The sequence below is a fragment of the Paraburkholderia bannensis genome, from assembly GCF_014200455.1.
GTDB lineage: Bacteria > Pseudomonadota > Gammaproteobacteria > Burkholderiales > Burkholderiaceae > Paraburkholderia > Paraburkholderia bannensis_A.
In genome coordinates this window covers 162,758-178,689 of record NZ_JACHBW010000002.1, presented here as the reverse complement: position 1 = coordinate 178,689, position 15,932 = coordinate 162,758, and the positions used below count along the sequence as shown (strand labels likewise).

Below are 15,932 nucleotides of genomic sequence, written 5' to 3'. Positions count from 1 at the left end.
GACGACATGTCACTGGAAACTTTTGTCGATTCGAAGCCGTTCACCTTCGGCGTCGAACTCGAAATGCAGATCGTCAACACGCACGATTACGATCTGACCAAGGCGGGCAGCGATCTCATGCGCCTCATCAAGGATCAGGAGATTCCCGGCAATATCACGCCTGAAATCACCGAAAGCATGATCGAGCTGTCCACCGGCATCTGCACGCATCACGAGCAGGCCGTGGCCGATCTGCGCAAGATCCGCGACGTGCTGGTGTCGGCGGCGGACCGTCTCAACGTGGGCCTGTGCGGCGGAGGGACGCATGCGTTCCAGCAATGGAGCGACCGCCGCATCGTCGATACACCGCGCTTTCAGTACCTTTCGGAGCTGTACGGTTATCTCGCCAAGCAGTTCACGGTGTTCGGCCAGCACGTTCACATCGGCTGCCCCGACGCGGATAGCGCGCTTTATTTGCTGCATTCGCTCTCGCGCTTCATTCCTCATTTCATTGCGCTGTCCGCGTCGTCGCCCTATGTGCAGGGCGTGGACACCGGATTTCATTCGGCACGACTAAATTCCGTGTTCGCGTTCCCGCTCTCGGGCCGCGCGCCGTTCGTGCTGGGCTGGGAGGAGTTCAAGGAATACTTCTCGAAGATGGTCCATACGGGCGTCGTTAACAGCATGAAGGACTTTTACTGGGACATCCGCCCGAAGCCCGGTTTCGGCACGATCGAAGTGCGCGTGATGGATACGCCGCTTTCGGTCGAGCGCGCTGCGGCGATCGCCTGCTATATCCAGACGCTTGCGCGCCATCTGCTCGTCGACCGGCCGATCCAGCCGCTCGAAGACGATTACCTCGTCTACACGTTCAACCGCTTCCAGGCCTGCCGTTTTGGCCTGGCCGGCACGGTGGTCGATCCGCAGACGGGCGAGCGCCGCACCATCTCCGAGGATATTCTTGCCACGCTTGAAAAAATCGCACCGCACGGCGACGTGCTTGGCTCGACGCGCGCGCTGAGCGAAATCGGCACGATCGCGCGCTCGCAGAACAACGATGCGAGCTGGCTGCGCAGTGTGGTCGCGGACGAAAAATCGCTGCACGAAGCGGTGCGGCAGCAATGTTTGCGCTGGCGCGCGTGACAGCTTATGCACTGCCTCTGCGGTGAGAACCGGTGATACGCGAGCAGCGCATAAGCCGTGCAACAGCAGTGAGAGAGGGCAGCCAACGGCTGCCCGCGTTGTTTTTGGCGGCCTCATGAATGCCGCAGACCGCCGCCGGAACCCCGCCTTAAGCGCTCCGGAACCCCTCAATGCAGTTTTGCGCAGGGTCACGCAAAGTTTTTTTTGTCCCAGGCAAGATACCAGGGGGTTCTTATTTTTTTGATCTTTGCGCAGATATGGGCAATAGTGTGCAGCAGGGGCCGCGCACGTCTGTGGGTAACCGCTGAAATGCCTGAAAACTCAAGGGCCTGCGTTGCACTTTCAGGAGTGGGCCGAGCTTGCCTGGCAGGCCAAAATGCGCGTCAGGCAGAGTGAGGATTTCGTGAAGATTGCGCATCGTCAAGAATCTGTCCACATGCCATTAGCGCACTTACCAACGGGTTATCCACAATTCACGTTTGATAAGTTAGCTGTGCGATTTGCTACTCTCGCATAGAATGTCGGTTTGCTGCGCAGGCACGGGGTTACGAAGGAAGCACCGGGTCGGCCAGGCGAGAAAAAATGACTGTTCGCCCTACGCGTCGCAGTCCGCGTTTGTGGCAGTTTTCGGCGCGAGCGGAGCAGGAATTTTTTGAGATGGTGTGGGCGATTTGCTGAAATCGTCCGCAAGGTTTCCCACAAAGCCGTCGGCGCATGCGGCGGCTGACGATGCAGCGCAAGCTGCCAAATAACCAGCGAAAGACTATGAGCGAAGGCGTATACGGAGAGCAGGCAGCCGGGCGGGTGACCCATAGCCTGCTGCGACTTAGCACGGCTATGCGTAGCCAGGCGTGGGACTGGGCCGAAGGCGCAGGCCTCACGCCGACCCAGGGCGAAATTCTCGTGCTGCTGATGCAGCGCAAGGGGCCGATGCGCCTCGGCGAGATCGCCCGCGAGACGGCACTGACTGCCGCCACGACCAGCGATGCAGTGAGCACGCTCGAAACCAAGGGCCTCGTCGAAAAGCGCCGTGCGCTCGACGACGGCCGCGCGCTTGCAGTGCGCTTGACCGCACGTGGCCGTACGGCTGCGAAGAAGGCCGCGCAATGGCCTGACTTCCTCTCGAAGGCAGTCAACACGCTGCGCGCAGACGAGCAATCGGCGTTCTATCGCACGCTGCTCAAGACGGTCTACGTGCTCGAATCGCAGGAAGCCATGCCGCAGCACCGCATGTGCCTCTCGTGCACGCACTTCGAGCCGAGCAAGACCCCGAAGAAGACGCCGCACAAGTGCGCGCTGCTGGGCATCCAGATGTCCGACAACGATCTGCGTCTCGATTGCTCGGTGTACGAGCAGGCTGACGCGACGACCCAGAAGAAAAACTGGAAGATCTTCGCAGCCTGATCTCACTCAGTGGCACGCGCAGCGCCCACGAAGCCTGCCGTTTCACACGCAGCGGCGCGTCGTCCTTGCGGACGGCCGTGCGTGCGCGCTGTGGCGGTCATGAACGGTTTCGTGGCACGGGCACGGGCAGGCGGTGCGTCCATGTGGCGCATCGTTGCCGCGCCAATCCGCCGCAAGCGTGCTTTGTCATGTGTACCCGATGCGCGTCTGGCAGGACGCCGGCGCCGCGCGTCGAATTGTGTAGCTGACCCAGGGATTTGCCGATGAATCGCGAAGTATTGGCCGTTCGCCACGTATATTTCGAGGACCTCGGCAGTTTCGAGCGCGTGCTCGGCGATCGCGGGCGGCCGGTTCGCTATGTCGATGTCGGCTTTGCGCGTGTCGGCGCACTCAATCCCACCTCTGCGTCGCTGATGGTGATCCTTGGCGGTCCCATCAATGCCTGCGACGATGCCCGTTTTCCCACTCTCGCACCGATTGCCGCGCTGATCGAAAAGCGTATCGCGGCGGGACTGCCCACGCTCGGCATTTGCCTGGGCGCGCAGCTGATTGCGCGTGTGCTCGGCGCGCGCGTCTATGCGGGCGCTCACAAGGAAATCGGCTGGACGCCGCTTACGCTCACCGATGCGGGCCGCCAATCGGCGCTGCGTCACGTGGATGGCGGGTCGACCTCGATGTTCCACTGGCACGGCGATACCTTCGATCTGCCAGCCGGCGCCACGCGTCTGGCTTCGACGCCGCTGTGCGAAAACCAGGCGTTCGCGTGGGGCGATAACGTGCTCGGGCTGCAGTGCCATCCCGAAGTGCGCGCCGACCGTTTCGAGCCCTGGCTGATCGGCAACGCGGGCGAACTCGACGCCGCGGGCATCGACATCAACGCGCTGCGCGCCGAAACGGCCCAGCATGCGCCGTGTCTGGAAACCCAGGCGAGCCTGATGTTGCACGAATGGCTCGAAGCGCTCGACAACCTGGCGGCCGGGGCGGCTGCGAAGCAACCCTGATGCAGCGCTGAAGCCGTCGTCGGCTGGTTTGTTTTCGTGTGCGCACGACAGCGGCGCTTGCGCGTTTTGCCTTGAAAGCGGCTGTCGAAGGCGCGTGCTATTCTCGGACGCTCCCCACCACCGTCCGCATTTTCTCCCCATGAGCAAGCTCTTCACTCCGCTCGCGCTGCGCGGCATGACGCTGGCCAATCGCATTGTCGTTTCGCCGATGTGCCAGTATTCGGCCGAGCGCGGCGAGGCCAACGACTGGCACATGATCCACCTCGGCGGTCTGGCGCTTTCGGGCGCGGCGATGCTGTGCATCGAGGCCACGGCCGTCGAGCCCGATGGCCGCATCACGCCTGGTTGTCTCGGTCTCTGGGATGACGCCACCGAGGCCGCGCTGGAGCCCGTGATCGCCGCCATCCGCCGTCATTCGCCGATTCGCATCGCCATGCAGATCTCGCACGCGGGCCGCAAGGCATCGAGCGCGGTGCCCTGGGAAGGCGGTCAGCTGATCAGCGTGGCCGATGGCGGCTGGCTCCCTCATGCGCCCTCGGCGCTACCGCACAAGGACGACGAAACGCCGCCCCTCGCGCTCGACACCGCCGGCCTGAATCGCATCCGCAATGCGTTTGCGGCCACAGCGCGGCGGGCGGCGCGTCTGGGTATCGACGCGCTCGAAATCCACTGCGCGCACGGCTATCTGCTGCATCAATTCCTCTCGCCGATCGCCAACCAGCGCACCGACGAATACGGCGGCTCGCTCGAAAACCGCATGCGCTTTCCGCTGGAAATCTACGACATCGTGCGCGCGCAGTTTCCTGAAGATCGACCCGTTGGCGTGCGCGTGTCCGCGACCGACTGGGTCGAGGGCGGCTGGACGCCCGACGATACGGTCGTGTTCGCGCAGGCGCTCAAGGCGCGCGGCGCGGACTGGATCGATGTGTCGTCGGGCGGTGTTTCGCCGTTGCAGAAAATCCCGCTCGAACCCGGCTATCAGGTGCCGTTCGCGCGCAAGGTCAAGCAGGAAACCGGCATGACGACAATCGCCGTTGGGCTCATCACCGACGCATTGCAGGCCAATCAGATCATCGAAGACGGCGAGGCCGACATGATCGCGATGGCGCGCGCGATGCTCTACGATCCGCGCTGGCCGTGGCACGCTGCCGCGCAACTCGGTGCGACGGTGAGCGCGCCGCCGCAGTACTGGCGTTCGCAGCCACGCGACCAGAAGAAGCTGTTCGGCGATACCACGCTCGGGCAACGTTGAGCGCGGGCGCGACACATCGCGTAGCAGGTTGAACAAAAGAGGCGCGTGCGTGTACGATGCCGGTTGTGGCGCGCCGCTCAGCTTGTTCATGCACGTTCACGAGCGCGGCGCCGACAAGGCGCCGCGTTTGCGTGGGGCATGCATGTTCCGCGCGGCATCCTGTATAGCAGGCGCGGCGCAGGCGCGCGACACATCGCGGCGCGCGTGAGCCGCAAGCGGGAACCTCTCCCCAGTTCCAGTACTTCACAAGGATTCCATCAATGAGTGTACGCAGGATCGTCGTGCGCCAGTCGGGCGTACACGGCAAGGGCGTATTTGCAGCCGATGCGATCGAGGCCGGCGAACGGCTGATCGAATACAAGGGCGAGCGCATCTCGTGGAAGGAAGCATTGCGGCGTCATCCGCATAATCCCGACGAACCGAATCACACCTTCTATTTCGCGCTCGAAGATGGTGACGTGATCGACGGCAAGGTCAAGGGCAACAGCGCGCGCTGGATCAACCATTCGTGCGCGCCAAATTGCGAAGCCGAAGAGATCGAAGGGCACGTCTACATCCATGCACTGCGCGACATCGCGCAAGGCGAGGAACTGTTCTATGACTACGGTCTCGTGATCGACGCGAGGCAGACGAAGAAGCTCAAGCGCGAATACGAATGCCGTTGCGGCGCTCGCAAGTGCCGCGGCACCATGCTCGCGCCGCCTGACGACAGCAAGGGCAAGGATAAAGACAAAGACAAAGGCGCGAAGAAAGGCAAGAAAAAGTGAAGCGCTGGCGCTGAAGCCGGCGTTCAAGCTTCGCATGATCGAAAAGCACATGGGCCGCAATTGCGGCCCATGTTTTTTTATCAGTTGGCGCGTCTTGATCGAAGCTCGATCAAAGATCGATCGGCGCCTGCTGCGAAGGCTTCTTCGCGGGCTGAGACGCATCGCGATCGTCGTCGTGCGCGCTGTCCGAGGCGACGATCTTGCGCTTCACGGGGTCTCCCGGGCGCTTCATATTGAGCGGCACGCGCACGATGAAACGCGCGCCGCCTTCGGGCGCATCTTCGTAATGCACGCTGCCGCGATGCAGGGTCATGATGTCGTGCACGATGGCGAGGCCCAGACCCGCGCCGCTATCGACGCCGCTTTCGCTCTGGCCGTCGCCGCGGAAGAAGCGCTTGAAGAGGTCGGCCTGCTGACCTTGCGGCACGCCGCGGCCGTTGTCTTCGACGATGATTTCGGCCATCGGCATGCCGTCGGCGACCGTCTGCGAAACCGTCACGGTGATGCGGCCGCCATCGGTGCGCGCAGGCGGCAGATATTTAAGCGCGTTGTCGAGCAGGTTGGCGATCACCTCGTGGAGCAGCACGGGGTTGCCGCGCACCATCAGCGGCGTATCGTTCTCGGGATCGTCCAGGCGCTGGAAACCCAGATCGACGTGCCAGGCGAGCGCGCGCGGCACCCATTCAGCGCCGGTCTCGAACGCGAGCGCGGCCATGTCGATATCGACGAAACGCGCGGCCTGTTCACCCGGCTCCGCACGCGCGAGCGACAGCAACTGGTTCGAGAGTCGCACGGCGCGGTCGGCGGCGGCGCGCAGTTCGCGCACGGCGTCGCTGACCTTCTGCGGCTCGCGTGCGTTGACCGCTTGTTCCGCGTGCAGCTTGATGGCGGTCAGCGGCGTGCGCAGCTGATGCGCGGCATCGGCGATGAATTTGCGCTGGCCTTCGAGCGCGGTCTTCAGACGCCCGAGCAGCGCGTTGAGCGCGCCCGTGAGCGGACGAATCTCCACCGGCACATAGGTCTCGTCGACCGGCTCCAGCGAGGTGTGCGTCTGGCGATTGAGCGAATCGGCGAGATCGGTCAGCGGGTTGAGCTGCTGGTTCACCACACGCCACACGATCACCCAGCCCGCGAGCAGCAACAGCAGCAGCGGCATCATGATCGCCACGAGGAATTCGGCGGCGATGCGAAAGCGGTGATGCACCGGCTGGCCCACTTCCACGACGATGGGGTTGCCGTGCGGCTGCGGCACGCGCACCTGCGCCACGCGCACGCTCACGCCCTGATAAACGGTCTCGAATACATACGCGTAGTGCATGCGGCGCACGTTGGTGCCCTGCAGCGGCAGGTCGTGATCGCCGGCGATTTCGGTTTCGCCGTTGCTGATGCGGTAGACCAGATGCTCCACGGGATCGGAGAACATCGCCTGGGCGAGCGGCGGCACGGTCACGGGTGCGTCGGCACCGGCGATCTGGATCTGTTTGGAGATGGCGGTGGCCAGATCGGCCAGCGATCGATCGACCACGTGCTGCGTGTACTGCCACGCGAGCCAATAGGCGATCAGGCCGCTCATCAGCGCGAGCAGCGAGAGTGGGGCGGCGAGGCGGCGCAGCAGCGTACGGCGCAGGCTCGTTGCGGCCGGGAGGGACATGATCGGTTCAGGCTCAGGGTAGACGGGGGCGCGGCGCCGGATAAGACAGGCGGGCCACGCAGGCCTGGGTCATTTTACGCGGGTGCAAGCCGGTGCGGCAGAGACTGGGTCTGGCGGCGCGGGAGCAGCGTAGAACGGGAGGGTGAGGCCGGCGTCTCGCGGGGATACGAGACGCCTTGAAATACCGCGCGAAGGCTTAGGCGGCCTGGCGGATTTCCTGCAGCAGGTAGCCGAAGCCGCGCACCGTGACGATTTCGACGCGGCAGTTTTCGAGCTTTTTGCGCACGCGGTGCACGTAGACTTCGATGGCCGTATCGCCGAGATCGCCGCCGAAGTGCGTGAGGTGGTCCTGCAGTTGCGCCTTGCTCACGACGCGGCCATGACGCAGCAGCAGCATTTCGAGCACGGCGAATTCACGCGGCGAGAGTTCGAGCGGCTTGTCGTCGTTGAAGATGCGGCGATCGACGCCCGACAGGCGCACGCCGCCGAGCGACACTTCAGGACGCGGCACGTCGCCGTGCGGGCCGCTGCGGCGCATCACCGCGCGAATACGCGCTTCGAGTTCGGCCGGTTCGAACGGCTTGAGCATGTAGTCGTCGGCGCCCGAATTGAGGCCTTGCACGCGGTCATTGAGCTCGTCGCGCGCGGTCAGCACGATCACGGGCGTATGACGGTTGCTCTGGCGAAAGCGCGAGAGCAGCGTCATGCCGTCGATGCCCGGCAAGCCGAGGTCGAGGATCACGAGCTCGTGACGGTTCTGCGTGAGTGCCTGTTCGGCGAAGATGCCGTCGTGGACCATGTCGACCGTGAAGCCGGCTTGTTCGAGGCTGGACTGGATGCCGCGTGCGATGGGGCGGTCGTCTTCGATCAGAAGGAGTCGCATGGATTTCGCTCAAGTACAATGGGTTTAGCGTTCAGGCGCGCAGTTCGCAAGCGCCGCTTGTCTGTGGAACACAAGCGCCAGCGCTGCGACTGAGCGGCGCCGCGTGCATCGGTTGCACGATCACGACCATCATGTCCGATATTTCCATCACCGAACTCGAAGCCGCGATCAACTTCTGGCGCGACCGCTCGCCTTCGAGCGGCGACGAACTCGCGTTGTGCCAGGAGGCAAGTGCGCTCTCCAGGCCATATGCGCTGCTGATTGTACAGCGTCAGAACGTCTTCTCACCGGATCGTTTGGACCCTGAGGCACGCAATGCCTGGGAGTCTTACGTGTCCCTCAAGAAAGGCCTTCAAAGCTGAAGGTTTCGACGTCCGATACCCTGCATTATGCTTTCATTGCAGCGCATTTGCCCGTTGCGCGCCGTGCGCACCCTTGCCTGACGCGCGACCCGTGCATTGCGCTTACGCGCGTGCGCTCCGTATCTACCCAGGCGCGTTTTTTCCTCGCTCGGTCGATCAGGTTGAAAGCGGGCCCGGCGCGATCGAATCGATAAAGCTTGCGAGTTCGACATCGCGCGTCGTGAGGCCATCCGCCTCGTGCGTGGACAGCGTGATTTCCACGCGGTTATAAACGTTGAACCACTCGGGATGGTGATTCATTTCCTGCGCCTTGATCGCCACTCGCGTCATGAAGCCAAACGCTTCGTTGAAATCGGCGAAACGGAAATGACGCTGGATGGCGTCGCGGCCCGCGACGGATTGCCAGCCATGCAGGCTGGCGAGCTGCGAGGCGCGCTCTTCGGAGGTGAGTCGGTTGATCATGGTGGCACCTGTATGCGCTATGTGCGTTATGCGTTTCATGTTCGTAGCCGGCGAGGCGTCGGGGTTCACGCGATCTGTGCGAACCGGACGATGCGTGCCGCGACGATGATTGATTCTTCCACGTATGGCCCGCGCGTGCGAGCGCACGGCGGCCCGACTGCGGCAATTGGTGCAGTCGGGGCAACGTCCGTATTGCGTTGCCGCAAGCGTGACGGCGTTTAGACGTCGCCGTCGGCGAGCCAGCCTTCGCGCGTGCCGCGCGTGTAGACCGTGTCGCTGGCCAGCACGTCGCCGGCGGCGTGCGGTTCGACGGCGATGAGCGGCGCGGGGTCGCCCAGCCGTGCCGCAATGCCCGCGCCCAGCGCGTCGAACAACTGCGCGAACGAATCGATCACGAAGTAGGTTTTCTGGAACGTGTCGATGCGGTAGCGTGTACGCAGCACGCGATCGAGATCGAAGGCGAGCCGGTTGGGCGCGGCGCTTTCCACGCTGTAGAGCGATTCGCCCTTGCTCGACACGATGCCCGCGCCGTAGATTTTCACGCCCGTCTCTGCTCGCGCGTCGCGCATCAGGCCGAACTCCACCGTGTACCAGTAGAGCCGCGCGAGCAGCGGCAGGGCGCGCTCCTCGACGGCCAGCGCCGCGCGTCCGTAGGCGTGAATCGCATCGGCGAAAACGGGGTCGGTCAGCAGCGGTACGTGGCCGAACAGATCGTGGAAGCAGTCCGGCTCCTGCAGGTAGTCGAGCTGGTCGGGGCGGCGCATCCACCAGGTCACCGGAAAACGCCGGTTAGCCAGATGCTCGAAGAAGATGCGATCGGGCACCAGACCCGGCACGGCGACGATGCGCCAGCCCGTGGCGGCCATCAGGCGCTCGCTGACGGCTTCGAAATCGGGCACATGCGCGACGTTCAGGCCGATGCGCTTCGCGCCCTCGATAAAGGCCTCGCAGGCACGCCCTTCGAGCAGCGCCATCTGCCGACGGTAGAGCTGGTCCCAGACGGCGTGATCGACCGCGCCGTAGCGCTCGCGCGGCTGGTCGATGGTGAAATCCGCACGGGTCTCCAGACCTGCATCGAACTGTTCCTGCAGTTTGGCGGTGGCGGCGATGGCCATGTTTGTGACGCTCCACTAAAAGCACTTGCTGATATTCGCTATCAGGAAAGTGTAGAGCGGAGTGCGCGCGGAAGGTGCGCGTTTTGGGTGTTGTAACGCTCTGACATGCGATAATCGTGCATCGAAACGTTATTCAATGCAGGATAACTTCATGCTAGAACTGGATCACTTCGATCTCGCGCTGCTCGACGTATTGCAGCGCTTTGGCCGCGCCACGCACCAGCAGCTTGGCGAGCAGGTGCCGCTCTCGCCCTCGCAGATCGGCAGGCGTTTGCAGCGGCTGGAGGCGTCGGGGGTGATCGACGGCTATCGCGTGGTGTTGCGGCCCGAGAAGCTGGGTCTGGGCGTCACGGCGTTCACGAGCCTGAAGTTGAAGCACCACGGCGATTCAATCATCGAGCAGTTCCAGCAGCAGATCGACGTGCTGCCGGAAGTGCTCGAATGCCATGCCGTGGTGGGCGACGCCGATTATCTGCTGCGCATCGTGGCGCCGGATCTGAACGCGCTGTCGTCGTTCGTGATGAAGAAGCTGATGCGCGTGCCCGGCGTGGACAGCGTGCGCTCGAACATCGTGTTGACCACCTTCAAGCGCAATGGCCCGCTGCCGCTCGGGCATCTGGAGCCGGGCGCGGCGCCGCTTTGAAGGCGCGCCGCGCTTTGACCGTTTCCGCGTCCTTCAGGCCGCCTGCGCCGGCGTGTTGAGCAGATCGACATAGGCCACGGCCACCAGATCGCTTTCGTCCACGCCCAGCTTCTTGAACACGGCGGCGGCTTCCGCTTCGCCGCCTTGTTCGTCGTCATCGGGCGCGAGCACCACCTCCAGTTCGACGAAATCGCCCAGACCGTCCACGCGATCCAGATGGATGCGCGTGCGGCCCGCCAGATACACATGGCGTTCCTTCGAGACGATGCCGCGCGTGGTGAGGGCGGTGGCCAGCAGCGAGTGCATCGCTTCGGCATTGGTGACGGGGCTGCGCGTGTAGTACGAGGCCTTGGGCCCGTCGCGGTCGTCACGCTGGTAGAAGATCAGTTCGGGCGGCGTGCCGTCGTCGAATTGACGTAGCTTCAGGCGGCCGCGCGGCACATCGTAGAAGAAGTCCTGCTGGCGAAAGATCAGCGGCGCATCGGTTGCGAGCTGGGCGGCGCGCTCGCGCAGGGCGTCGAAATGACGGGCGCGGGCTTTGATTTCGATGTTGCGGGCCATGCAAGGCTCCTGTTGGAACGAGGCAACGATGGGCGAGGCTCAAACGCGCCGCTGCGAACCTCACGCAAGGAGCATGCAAAAAACGCGACGCGAAGTCCGAATCTAGCAAAACTTACGTGACCGCGCTGTTACACCGATGACACTTTCATCGATTGTCGATGCAAGGCGGATAAGGTCAGATGTAATAGTCCATGCCGCCATGTTCATGAGCGCGGCTCATATCGCCCATTGTGTTTCGATGGCTTTGAGCGCCGCCGCAATGGCGGGCTCGTCCCAGCGTGCCGCAAGCGTGATGAAGGTGAGTTCGGTGGGCACGGTCACGCCTTCGACGATGGTCAGCGCGTGCGCGTGAGCCTCCGCAATGGCGGTGGCGTCGCGAGCGAGCGTGAGGCCCACGCCCGATTTCACCAGATCGAGCATCGACGGCTCCTGATCCACTTCCGCCACCTTGTTCGGCTTCGCGCCCGCCGCTTCGAACAGGCCCGATAGCAAGCGGTGATGCGCCGACGCCGGCGGCGTCCAGATCCACGGCAGCGCGGCCAGCGCGCGCCAATCTCGCGCGCCTTTCACGCGATCTTTCCAGCCTGCGGGCGCGAGCACGCGGTACTGGAAACGCGTGAGCGTGATGGTGTGGAAGGTGTCGGGATCGGGGTCTGGCTGGCCAATGTAATAGCCCACGTCGAGTTCGCGCGCGCGCACCTGATCGAGCACCCAGCCCGACATGCCGTGCCGCAGCGCCGTTTCGATCTGCGGCCAGGTTTCCACCAGCTGCCTCAGAAAACCGCCCAGGCGTAAAAACGCAGGATCGAGAATCGTGCCGATGCGCAGCTTGCCGCGCACTTCATGACGCAGCGCAGCAGCGGCGCGTTGCACGTCGCCTGCGGCGGCGAGTGCGCGTTCGGCATGCGGAAGCAGCGCCTGGCCGTCGCGCGTGAGCGTCAGGCCATGCGAGGTGCGCGTAAACAGCGTGACGCCCAGCGTCTCCTGCAGATGTTTGATCTGCAGGCTCACGGCGGGCTGCGTGAGATGCAGATGCGTGGCCGCGCGCGTGAGATTGCCTTCGCGCGCGACCGTGACGAACGCCCGCAACAAGGTCAGGTCCATGCGCTGATATTAACGCGCCTTATATCGCATTTGAGGATTAATCATTGGATCGGTGCGGCGTCGTGCGATTACGCTAGTTCGACTTCGCGCAAGCGTGCGCGGGCTAAAAAACCTCCACTGAAGAGGGAAACATGAGCGAGACACATCGTAGCGAGGCGCCCGCGCGCGCCGTTGCGGACCTGACGCATTTCATCAACGGCCGGGCGCTGGAAGCCACCAGCGGCCGTTTCGCCGACGTCTTCAATCCCGCCACCGGCGCAGTCAGCGCGCGCGTGCCGCTTGCGAGCGTCGCCGAAGTCGATGCCGCCGTGGCCGCCGCGCAAGCCGCGTTTCCCGCCTGGAGCGAAACGCCGCCCATCAAGCGCGCGCGCATCCTCTTCAAGTTCAAGGAACTGCTCGATCGTCACCACGACGAACTTGCCGCGCTCGTCACGCGCGAGCACGGCAAGGTTTTTTCCGACGCCAAAGGCGAGGTGATGCGCGGCATCGAGATCGTCGAATTCGCCTGCGGCATTCCCAATCTGCTCAAGACCGATTTCACCGACCAGATTGGCGGCGGCATCGACAACTGGAATCTGCGCCAGCCGCTGGGCGTGGTGGCGGGCGTGACGCCGTTCAACTTCCCGATGATGGTGCCGTGCTGGATGTTCCCGGTCGCTTTGGCGTGCGGAAACACCTTTGTGCTCAAGCCATCGGAGCGCGATCCGTCGGCGTCGCTGCGGCTTGCGGAACTGCTCAAGGAAGCCGGCTTGCCCGATGGCGTCTTCAACGTCGTGCATGGCGACAAGGTGGCCGTCGACGCGCTGCTCGTGCATCCGGACGTGAGCGCGCTGTCGTTCGTCGGCTCCACGCCGATTGCCGAATACATCTACACGGAAGGCACCAGGCACGGCAAGCGCGTGCAGGCGCTGGGCGGCGCGAAGAATCATCTGGTGGTGATGCCCGACGCCGATCTCGATCAGGCCGTCGATGCGCTGATCGGTGCGGCCTATGGATCGGCGGGCGAGCGCTGCATGGCGATTTCGGTGGCGGTGGCCGTGGGTCATATCGCCGATGAACTGATCGAGCGTCTCGCGCCGCGTGTGAAGGCGCTCAATATCGGCGACGGAATGAATGAGGCCTCGGAAATGGGGCCGCTCGTGACGGCGGCGCATCGTGCAAAGGTGCAGGGGTATATCGACGCGGGCGTCGCTTCTGGCGCGAAGCTGGTGGTGGATGGGCGCGGCCATACGGTCGCCGGACGTGAGGATGGCTTCTTCCTTGGCGGCACGCTGTTCGACGATGTGAAGACCGATATGTCGATCTATCGCGAGGAGATCTTCGGGCCGGTGCTGTCCGTCGTGCGCGTGCCGGATTTCGCCAGCGCCGTTGAACTCATCAACAAGCACGAATTCGCCAACGGCGTCGCGTGTTTCACGTCCGATGGCGGCGTGGCGCGCGCGTTCTCGCGCCAGATCAAGGTGGGCATGGTGGGCATCAACGTGCCGATTCCGGTGCCGATGGCGTGGCATTCGTTCGGCGGATGGAAGCGTTCGCTGTTTGGCGATCACCACGCGTATGGCGAGGAAGGCGTGCGCTTCTATACGCGCTACAAGAGCATCATGCAGCGCTGGCCCGACAGCATCGCCAAGGGTGCGGAATTCACCATGCCGGTGGCGAAGTAAGCGAGGCGCGTCATGGGAGACTCAGCAACTGCGCGCCGCATCGAGGGTGAATTCGATTACGTGATCGTCGGCGCGGGCACGGCGGGCTGCGTGCTCGCCAACCGCCTGACACAGGACCCGGACGTCACCGTGCTGCTGCTCGAAGCGGGCGGCAAGGACGACTATCACTGGATTCATATTCCGGTCGGTTATCTGCATTGCATCGGCAATCCGCGCACGGACTGGCTGTATAAAACCGCCTCGGAAAAAGGACTCAACGGGCGCGCGCTGTCGTTTCCGCGCGGGCGCGTGCTGGGCGGATCGTCGTCGATCAACGGCATGATCTATATGCGCGGCCAGCGCGAGGATTACGACAACTGGGCACGCGTGACCGGCGATTCGGGCTGGTCGTGGGAATCGGTGCTGCCGGTCTTCAAGCGCAGCGAGGACTATCACGGCGGCGCCAGCGAATTTCACGGCGCGGGCGGCGAATGGCGCGTGGAAAAGCAGCGCCTCAAATGGCAGATTCTCGAAACCTTCGCGCAGGCGGCTCAAGAGCAGGGCATTCCCGCGACGAGCGATTTCAATCGCGGCAATAACGAAGGCGTTGGTTATTTCGATGTGAACCAGAAGCGCGGCGTGCGCTGGAATGCGTCGAAGGCGTTCTTGCGCGCGGCGATGAAGCGGCCCAATCTCACCGTTGTCACGGGCGCGCTCACCGAGCGGGTGATCTTCGACGGCAAGCGTTGCGTGGGCGTCGATTATCGCGGCGATGCGGCTCATGTGGCATACCGCGCGCGCGCGCGCTGCGAGGTGATTCTCAGCGCGGGCGCGGTGAATTCGCCGCAATTGCTGGAGCGCTCCGGCGTGGGCGATGCGGCGCGTCTGGCCGGCATCGGCGTGGATGTCGTCGAGGATCTGCGCGGCGTGGGCGAAAACCTCCAGGACCATCTGCAACTGCGCATGGCGTTTCGCGTGAACGGCGTGCGCACGCTCAACACGGCGTCGGCGCACTGGTGGGGCAAGCTGCTGATCGGCATGGAATACGCGCTGATGCAAAGCGGGCCGATGTCGATGGCGCCTTCGCAACTGGGTGCCTTTGCGAAATCCGATGCGAGCGATCCGGGTCTCACGCGCCCCGATCTGCAATATCACGTGCAGCCGCTTTCGCTCGATCGCTTCGGCGAGCCCTTGCATCGCTTCAATGCGTTCACGGCTTCGGTGTGCAATCTGCGGCCCGCTTCGCGCGGCAGTATTCATGCGGTTTCCGCGCGTGCAGAAGACGCGCCCGTGATCGCGCCGAATTATCTTTCGACCGAACACGATCTGCGCGTGGCCGCCAACGCCTTGCGCCTGACGCGCCGCATTGCGGCTTCGGCGGCGCTTGCGCGTTATCAGCCGCACGAGATCCTGCCGGGACTGGCGTTCCAGAGTGAAAGCGAGTTGCGCGAGGCGGCCGGCAACATCGGCACGACGATCTTCCATCCAGTGGGCACCTGTCGCATGGGCCGCGCCGACGATGCCGACGCGGTGGTCGATGCGCGTCTGCGTGTGCGTGGCGTGGTGGGCTTGCGCGTGGTGGATGCATCGGTGATGCCGTTCATCACGTCGGGCAACACCAATTCGCCCACGCTGATGATCGCCGAGCGCGCTGCGCAGATGCTGCGCGAGGATCGCCGCGCGGGATCGGCCGCGTCCGTGCGCAGCGAGGCGATGGCCTCCGTGCCCGCAGGTTGAAGCGCGCGCTTAACTGCGCGCATTGCTTCAACGCAAGCTGGGCGACGCGCAGCAAAGCCCGTGTTTCGAACCACTTCCAGGACATGCGCCGTAAATGCGGCGTGTGTGCTTTGGCACGTCTGCGCTATGGCTGAAATGTATCTAACGTGTCGCCATCATGCGATGATCGCATCGCTAACGGCGCCTAAAAACTCTTGTCAATTCGATCAAAAATTGCCGCTCACC

15 protein-coding genes are annotated in these 15,932 nt (G+C 63.7%); 9 read left to right on the top strand and 6 right to left on the bottom strand.

The features are described from left to right. Positions 1-6 precede the first annotated feature (6 nt). The 5 genes from F4827_RS03800 (at position 7) to F4827_RS03780 (ending at position 5,546) form a co-directional block, all read left to right on the top strand. The gene (locus tag F4827_RS03800) at positions 7-1,122 is read left to right on the top strand and encodes a YbdK family carboxylate-amine ligase (protein WP_183721776.1); all 1,116 of its coding nucleotides are present in this window, start codon (positions 7-9) and stop codon (positions 1,120-1,122) included. A gap of 765 nt (positions 1,123-1,887) precedes the next feature. Further along, on the top strand, positions 1,888-2,526 hold the full coding sequence (locus tag F4827_RS03795) for a MarR family winged helix-turn-helix transcriptional regulator (RefSeq protein WP_183721774.1): 639 nt from the start codon (positions 1,888-1,890) through the stop codon (positions 2,524-2,526). Between the two features lie 263 nt (positions 2,527-2,789). Continuing rightward, positions 2,790-3,527 (top strand): glutamine amidotransferase, encoded by a 738-nt coding sequence (locus F4827_RS03790; RefSeq protein WP_183721772.1) that lies wholly within the window; start codon positions 2,790-2,792, stop codon positions 3,525-3,527. 139 nt (positions 3,528-3,666) lie between these two features. After that, entirely contained in the window at positions 3,667-4,779 is a 1,113-nt protein-coding gene (locus F4827_RS03785) for an NADH:flavin oxidoreductase/NADH oxidase (protein ID WP_183721769.1), read from the top strand. Between the two features lie 260 nt (positions 4,780-5,039). Next, on the top strand, positions 5,040-5,546 hold the full coding sequence (locus F4827_RS03780) for an SET domain-containing protein (protein WP_183721766.1): 507 nt from the start codon (positions 5,040-5,042) through the stop codon (positions 5,544-5,546). 109 nt (positions 5,547-5,655) lie between these two features. Here the strand turns inward: F4827_RS03780 and F4827_RS03775 are convergent, their stop codons facing one another. Together F4827_RS03775 and F4827_RS03770 are read right to left on the bottom strand one after the other, a co-directional pair. Continuing rightward, entirely contained in the window at positions 5,656-7,197 is a 1,542-nt protein-coding gene (locus tag F4827_RS03775) for a sensor histidine kinase (protein ID WP_183721764.1), read from the bottom strand. A 196-nt stretch (positions 7,198-7,393) separates the two neighbouring features. Then, a complete protein-coding gene (locus F4827_RS03770; RefSeq protein ID WP_027815974.1) occupies positions 7,394-8,080 on the bottom strand; it encodes a response regulator transcription factor in 687 nt (228 codons plus the stop codon). Positions 8,081-8,211: 131 nt separating this feature from the next. On the opposite strand from F4827_RS03770, the gene F4827_RS03765 reads away from it, so the two are divergent. Then, a complete protein-coding gene (locus F4827_RS03765; protein ID WP_183721762.1) occupies positions 8,212-8,442 on the top strand; it encodes a DUF3717 domain-containing protein in 231 nt (76 codons plus the stop codon). A 156-nt stretch (positions 8,443-8,598) separates the two neighbouring features. On the opposite strand, the gene F4827_RS03760 is transcribed toward F4827_RS03765, so the two are convergent. Next, entirely contained in the window at positions 8,599-8,943 is a 345-nt protein-coding gene (locus F4827_RS03760) for a 4a-hydroxytetrahydrobiopterin dehydratase (RefSeq protein WP_260174953.1), read from the bottom strand. A 179-nt stretch (positions 8,944-9,122) separates the two neighbouring features. Then, positions 9,123-10,019, bottom strand: a complete 897-nt coding sequence (gene phhA / locus F4827_RS03755; protein WP_183721754.1) for a phenylalanine 4-monooxygenase — start codon at positions 10,017-10,019, stop codon at positions 9,123-9,125. Positions 10,020-10,170: 151 nt separating this feature from the next. Here phhA and F4827_RS03750 point away from each other — a divergent pair, with 151 nt between their 5' ends. After that, positions 10,171-10,662 carry an Lrp/AsnC family transcriptional regulator gene (locus tag F4827_RS03750; protein WP_027815978.1) on the top strand — a complete coding sequence of 164 codons (492 nt, stop codon included), beginning with the start codon at positions 10,171-10,173 and terminating at the stop codon, positions 10,660-10,662. Positions 10,663-10,695: 33 nt separating this feature from the next. Here the strand turns inward: F4827_RS03750 and F4827_RS03745 are convergent, their stop codons facing one another. Continuing rightward, positions 10,696-11,223 (bottom strand): class IV adenylate cyclase, encoded by a 528-nt coding sequence (locus F4827_RS03745; protein ID WP_183721751.1) that lies wholly within the window; start codon positions 11,221-11,223, stop codon positions 10,696-10,698. 216 nt (positions 11,224-11,439) lie between these two features. Continuing rightward, a complete protein-coding gene (locus tag F4827_RS03740; protein ID WP_183721748.1) occupies positions 11,440-12,327 on the bottom strand; it encodes a LysR family transcriptional regulator in 888 nt (295 codons plus the stop codon). A 131-nt stretch (positions 12,328-12,458) separates the two neighbouring features. Here F4827_RS03740 and F4827_RS03735 point away from each other — a divergent pair, with 131 nt between their 5' ends. Continuing rightward, entirely contained in the window at positions 12,459-13,991 is a 1,533-nt protein-coding gene (locus F4827_RS03735; protein WP_183721745.1) for a CoA-acylating methylmalonate-semialdehyde dehydrogenase, read from the top strand. 12 nt (positions 13,992-14,003) lie between these two features. After that, a complete protein-coding gene (locus F4827_RS03730; RefSeq protein WP_183721742.1) occupies positions 14,004-15,707 on the top strand; it encodes a GMC family oxidoreductase in 1,704 nt (567 codons plus the stop codon). Positions 15,708-15,932: the final 225 nt, after the last annotated feature.

What these genes read in the sequence shown, in the direction of transcription:
- F4827_RS03775 (WP_183721764.1), bottom strand. Translation starts at nt 7,197, where the DNA reads ATGTCCCTCCCGGCCGCAACGAGCCTGCGCCGTACGCTGCTGCGCCGC.
- F4827_RS03760 (WP_260174953.1), bottom strand. Translation starts at nt 8,943, where the DNA reads ATGAAACGCATAACGCACATAGCGCATACAGGTGCCACCATGATCAAC.
- F4827_RS03790 (WP_183721772.1), top strand. Translation starts at nt 2,790, where the DNA reads ATGAATCGCGAAGTATTGGCCGTTCGCCACGTATATTTCGAGGACCTC.
- F4827_RS03765 (WP_183721762.1), top strand. Translation starts at nt 8,212, where the DNA reads ATGTCCGATATTTCCATCACCGAACTCGAAGCCGCGATCAACTTCTGG.
- F4827_RS03785 (WP_183721769.1), top strand. Translation starts at nt 3,667, where the DNA reads ATGAGCAAGCTCTTCACTCCGCTCGCGCTGCGCGGCATGACGCTGGCC.
- F4827_RS03770 (WP_027815974.1), bottom strand. Translation starts at nt 8,080, where the DNA reads ATGCGACTCCTTCTGATCGAAGACGACCGCCCCATCGCACGCGGCATC.
- F4827_RS03750 (WP_027815978.1), top strand. Translation starts at nt 10,171, where the DNA reads ATGCTAGAACTGGATCACTTCGATCTCGCGCTGCTCGACGTATTGCAG.
- F4827_RS03800 (WP_183721776.1), top strand. Translation starts at nt 7, where the DNA reads ATGTCACTGGAAACTTTTGTCGATTCGAAGCCGTTCACCTTCGGCGTC.
- F4827_RS03740 (WP_183721748.1), bottom strand. Translation starts at nt 12,327, where the DNA reads ATGGACCTGACCTTGTTGCGGGCGTTCGTCACGGTCGCGCGCGAAGGC.
- F4827_RS03795 (WP_183721774.1), top strand. Translation starts at nt 1,888, where the DNA reads ATGAGCGAAGGCGTATACGGAGAGCAGGCAGCCGGGCGGGTGACCCAT.
- F4827_RS03745 (WP_183721751.1), bottom strand. Translation starts at nt 11,223, where the DNA reads ATGGCCCGCAACATCGAAATCAAAGCCCGCGCCCGTCATTTCGACGCC.
- phhA (WP_183721754.1), bottom strand. Translation starts at nt 10,019, where the DNA reads ATGGCCATCGCCGCCACCGCCAAACTGCAGGAACAGTTCGATGCAGGT.
- F4827_RS03735 (WP_183721745.1), top strand. Translation starts at nt 12,459, where the DNA reads ATGAGCGAGACACATCGTAGCGAGGCGCCCGCGCGCGCCGTTGCGGAC.
- F4827_RS03730 (WP_183721742.1), top strand. Translation starts at nt 14,004, where the DNA reads ATGGGAGACTCAGCAACTGCGCGCCGCATCGAGGGTGAATTCGATTAC.
- F4827_RS03780 (WP_183721766.1), top strand. Translation starts at nt 5,040, where the DNA reads ATGAGTGTACGCAGGATCGTCGTGCGCCAGTCGGGCGTACACGGCAAG.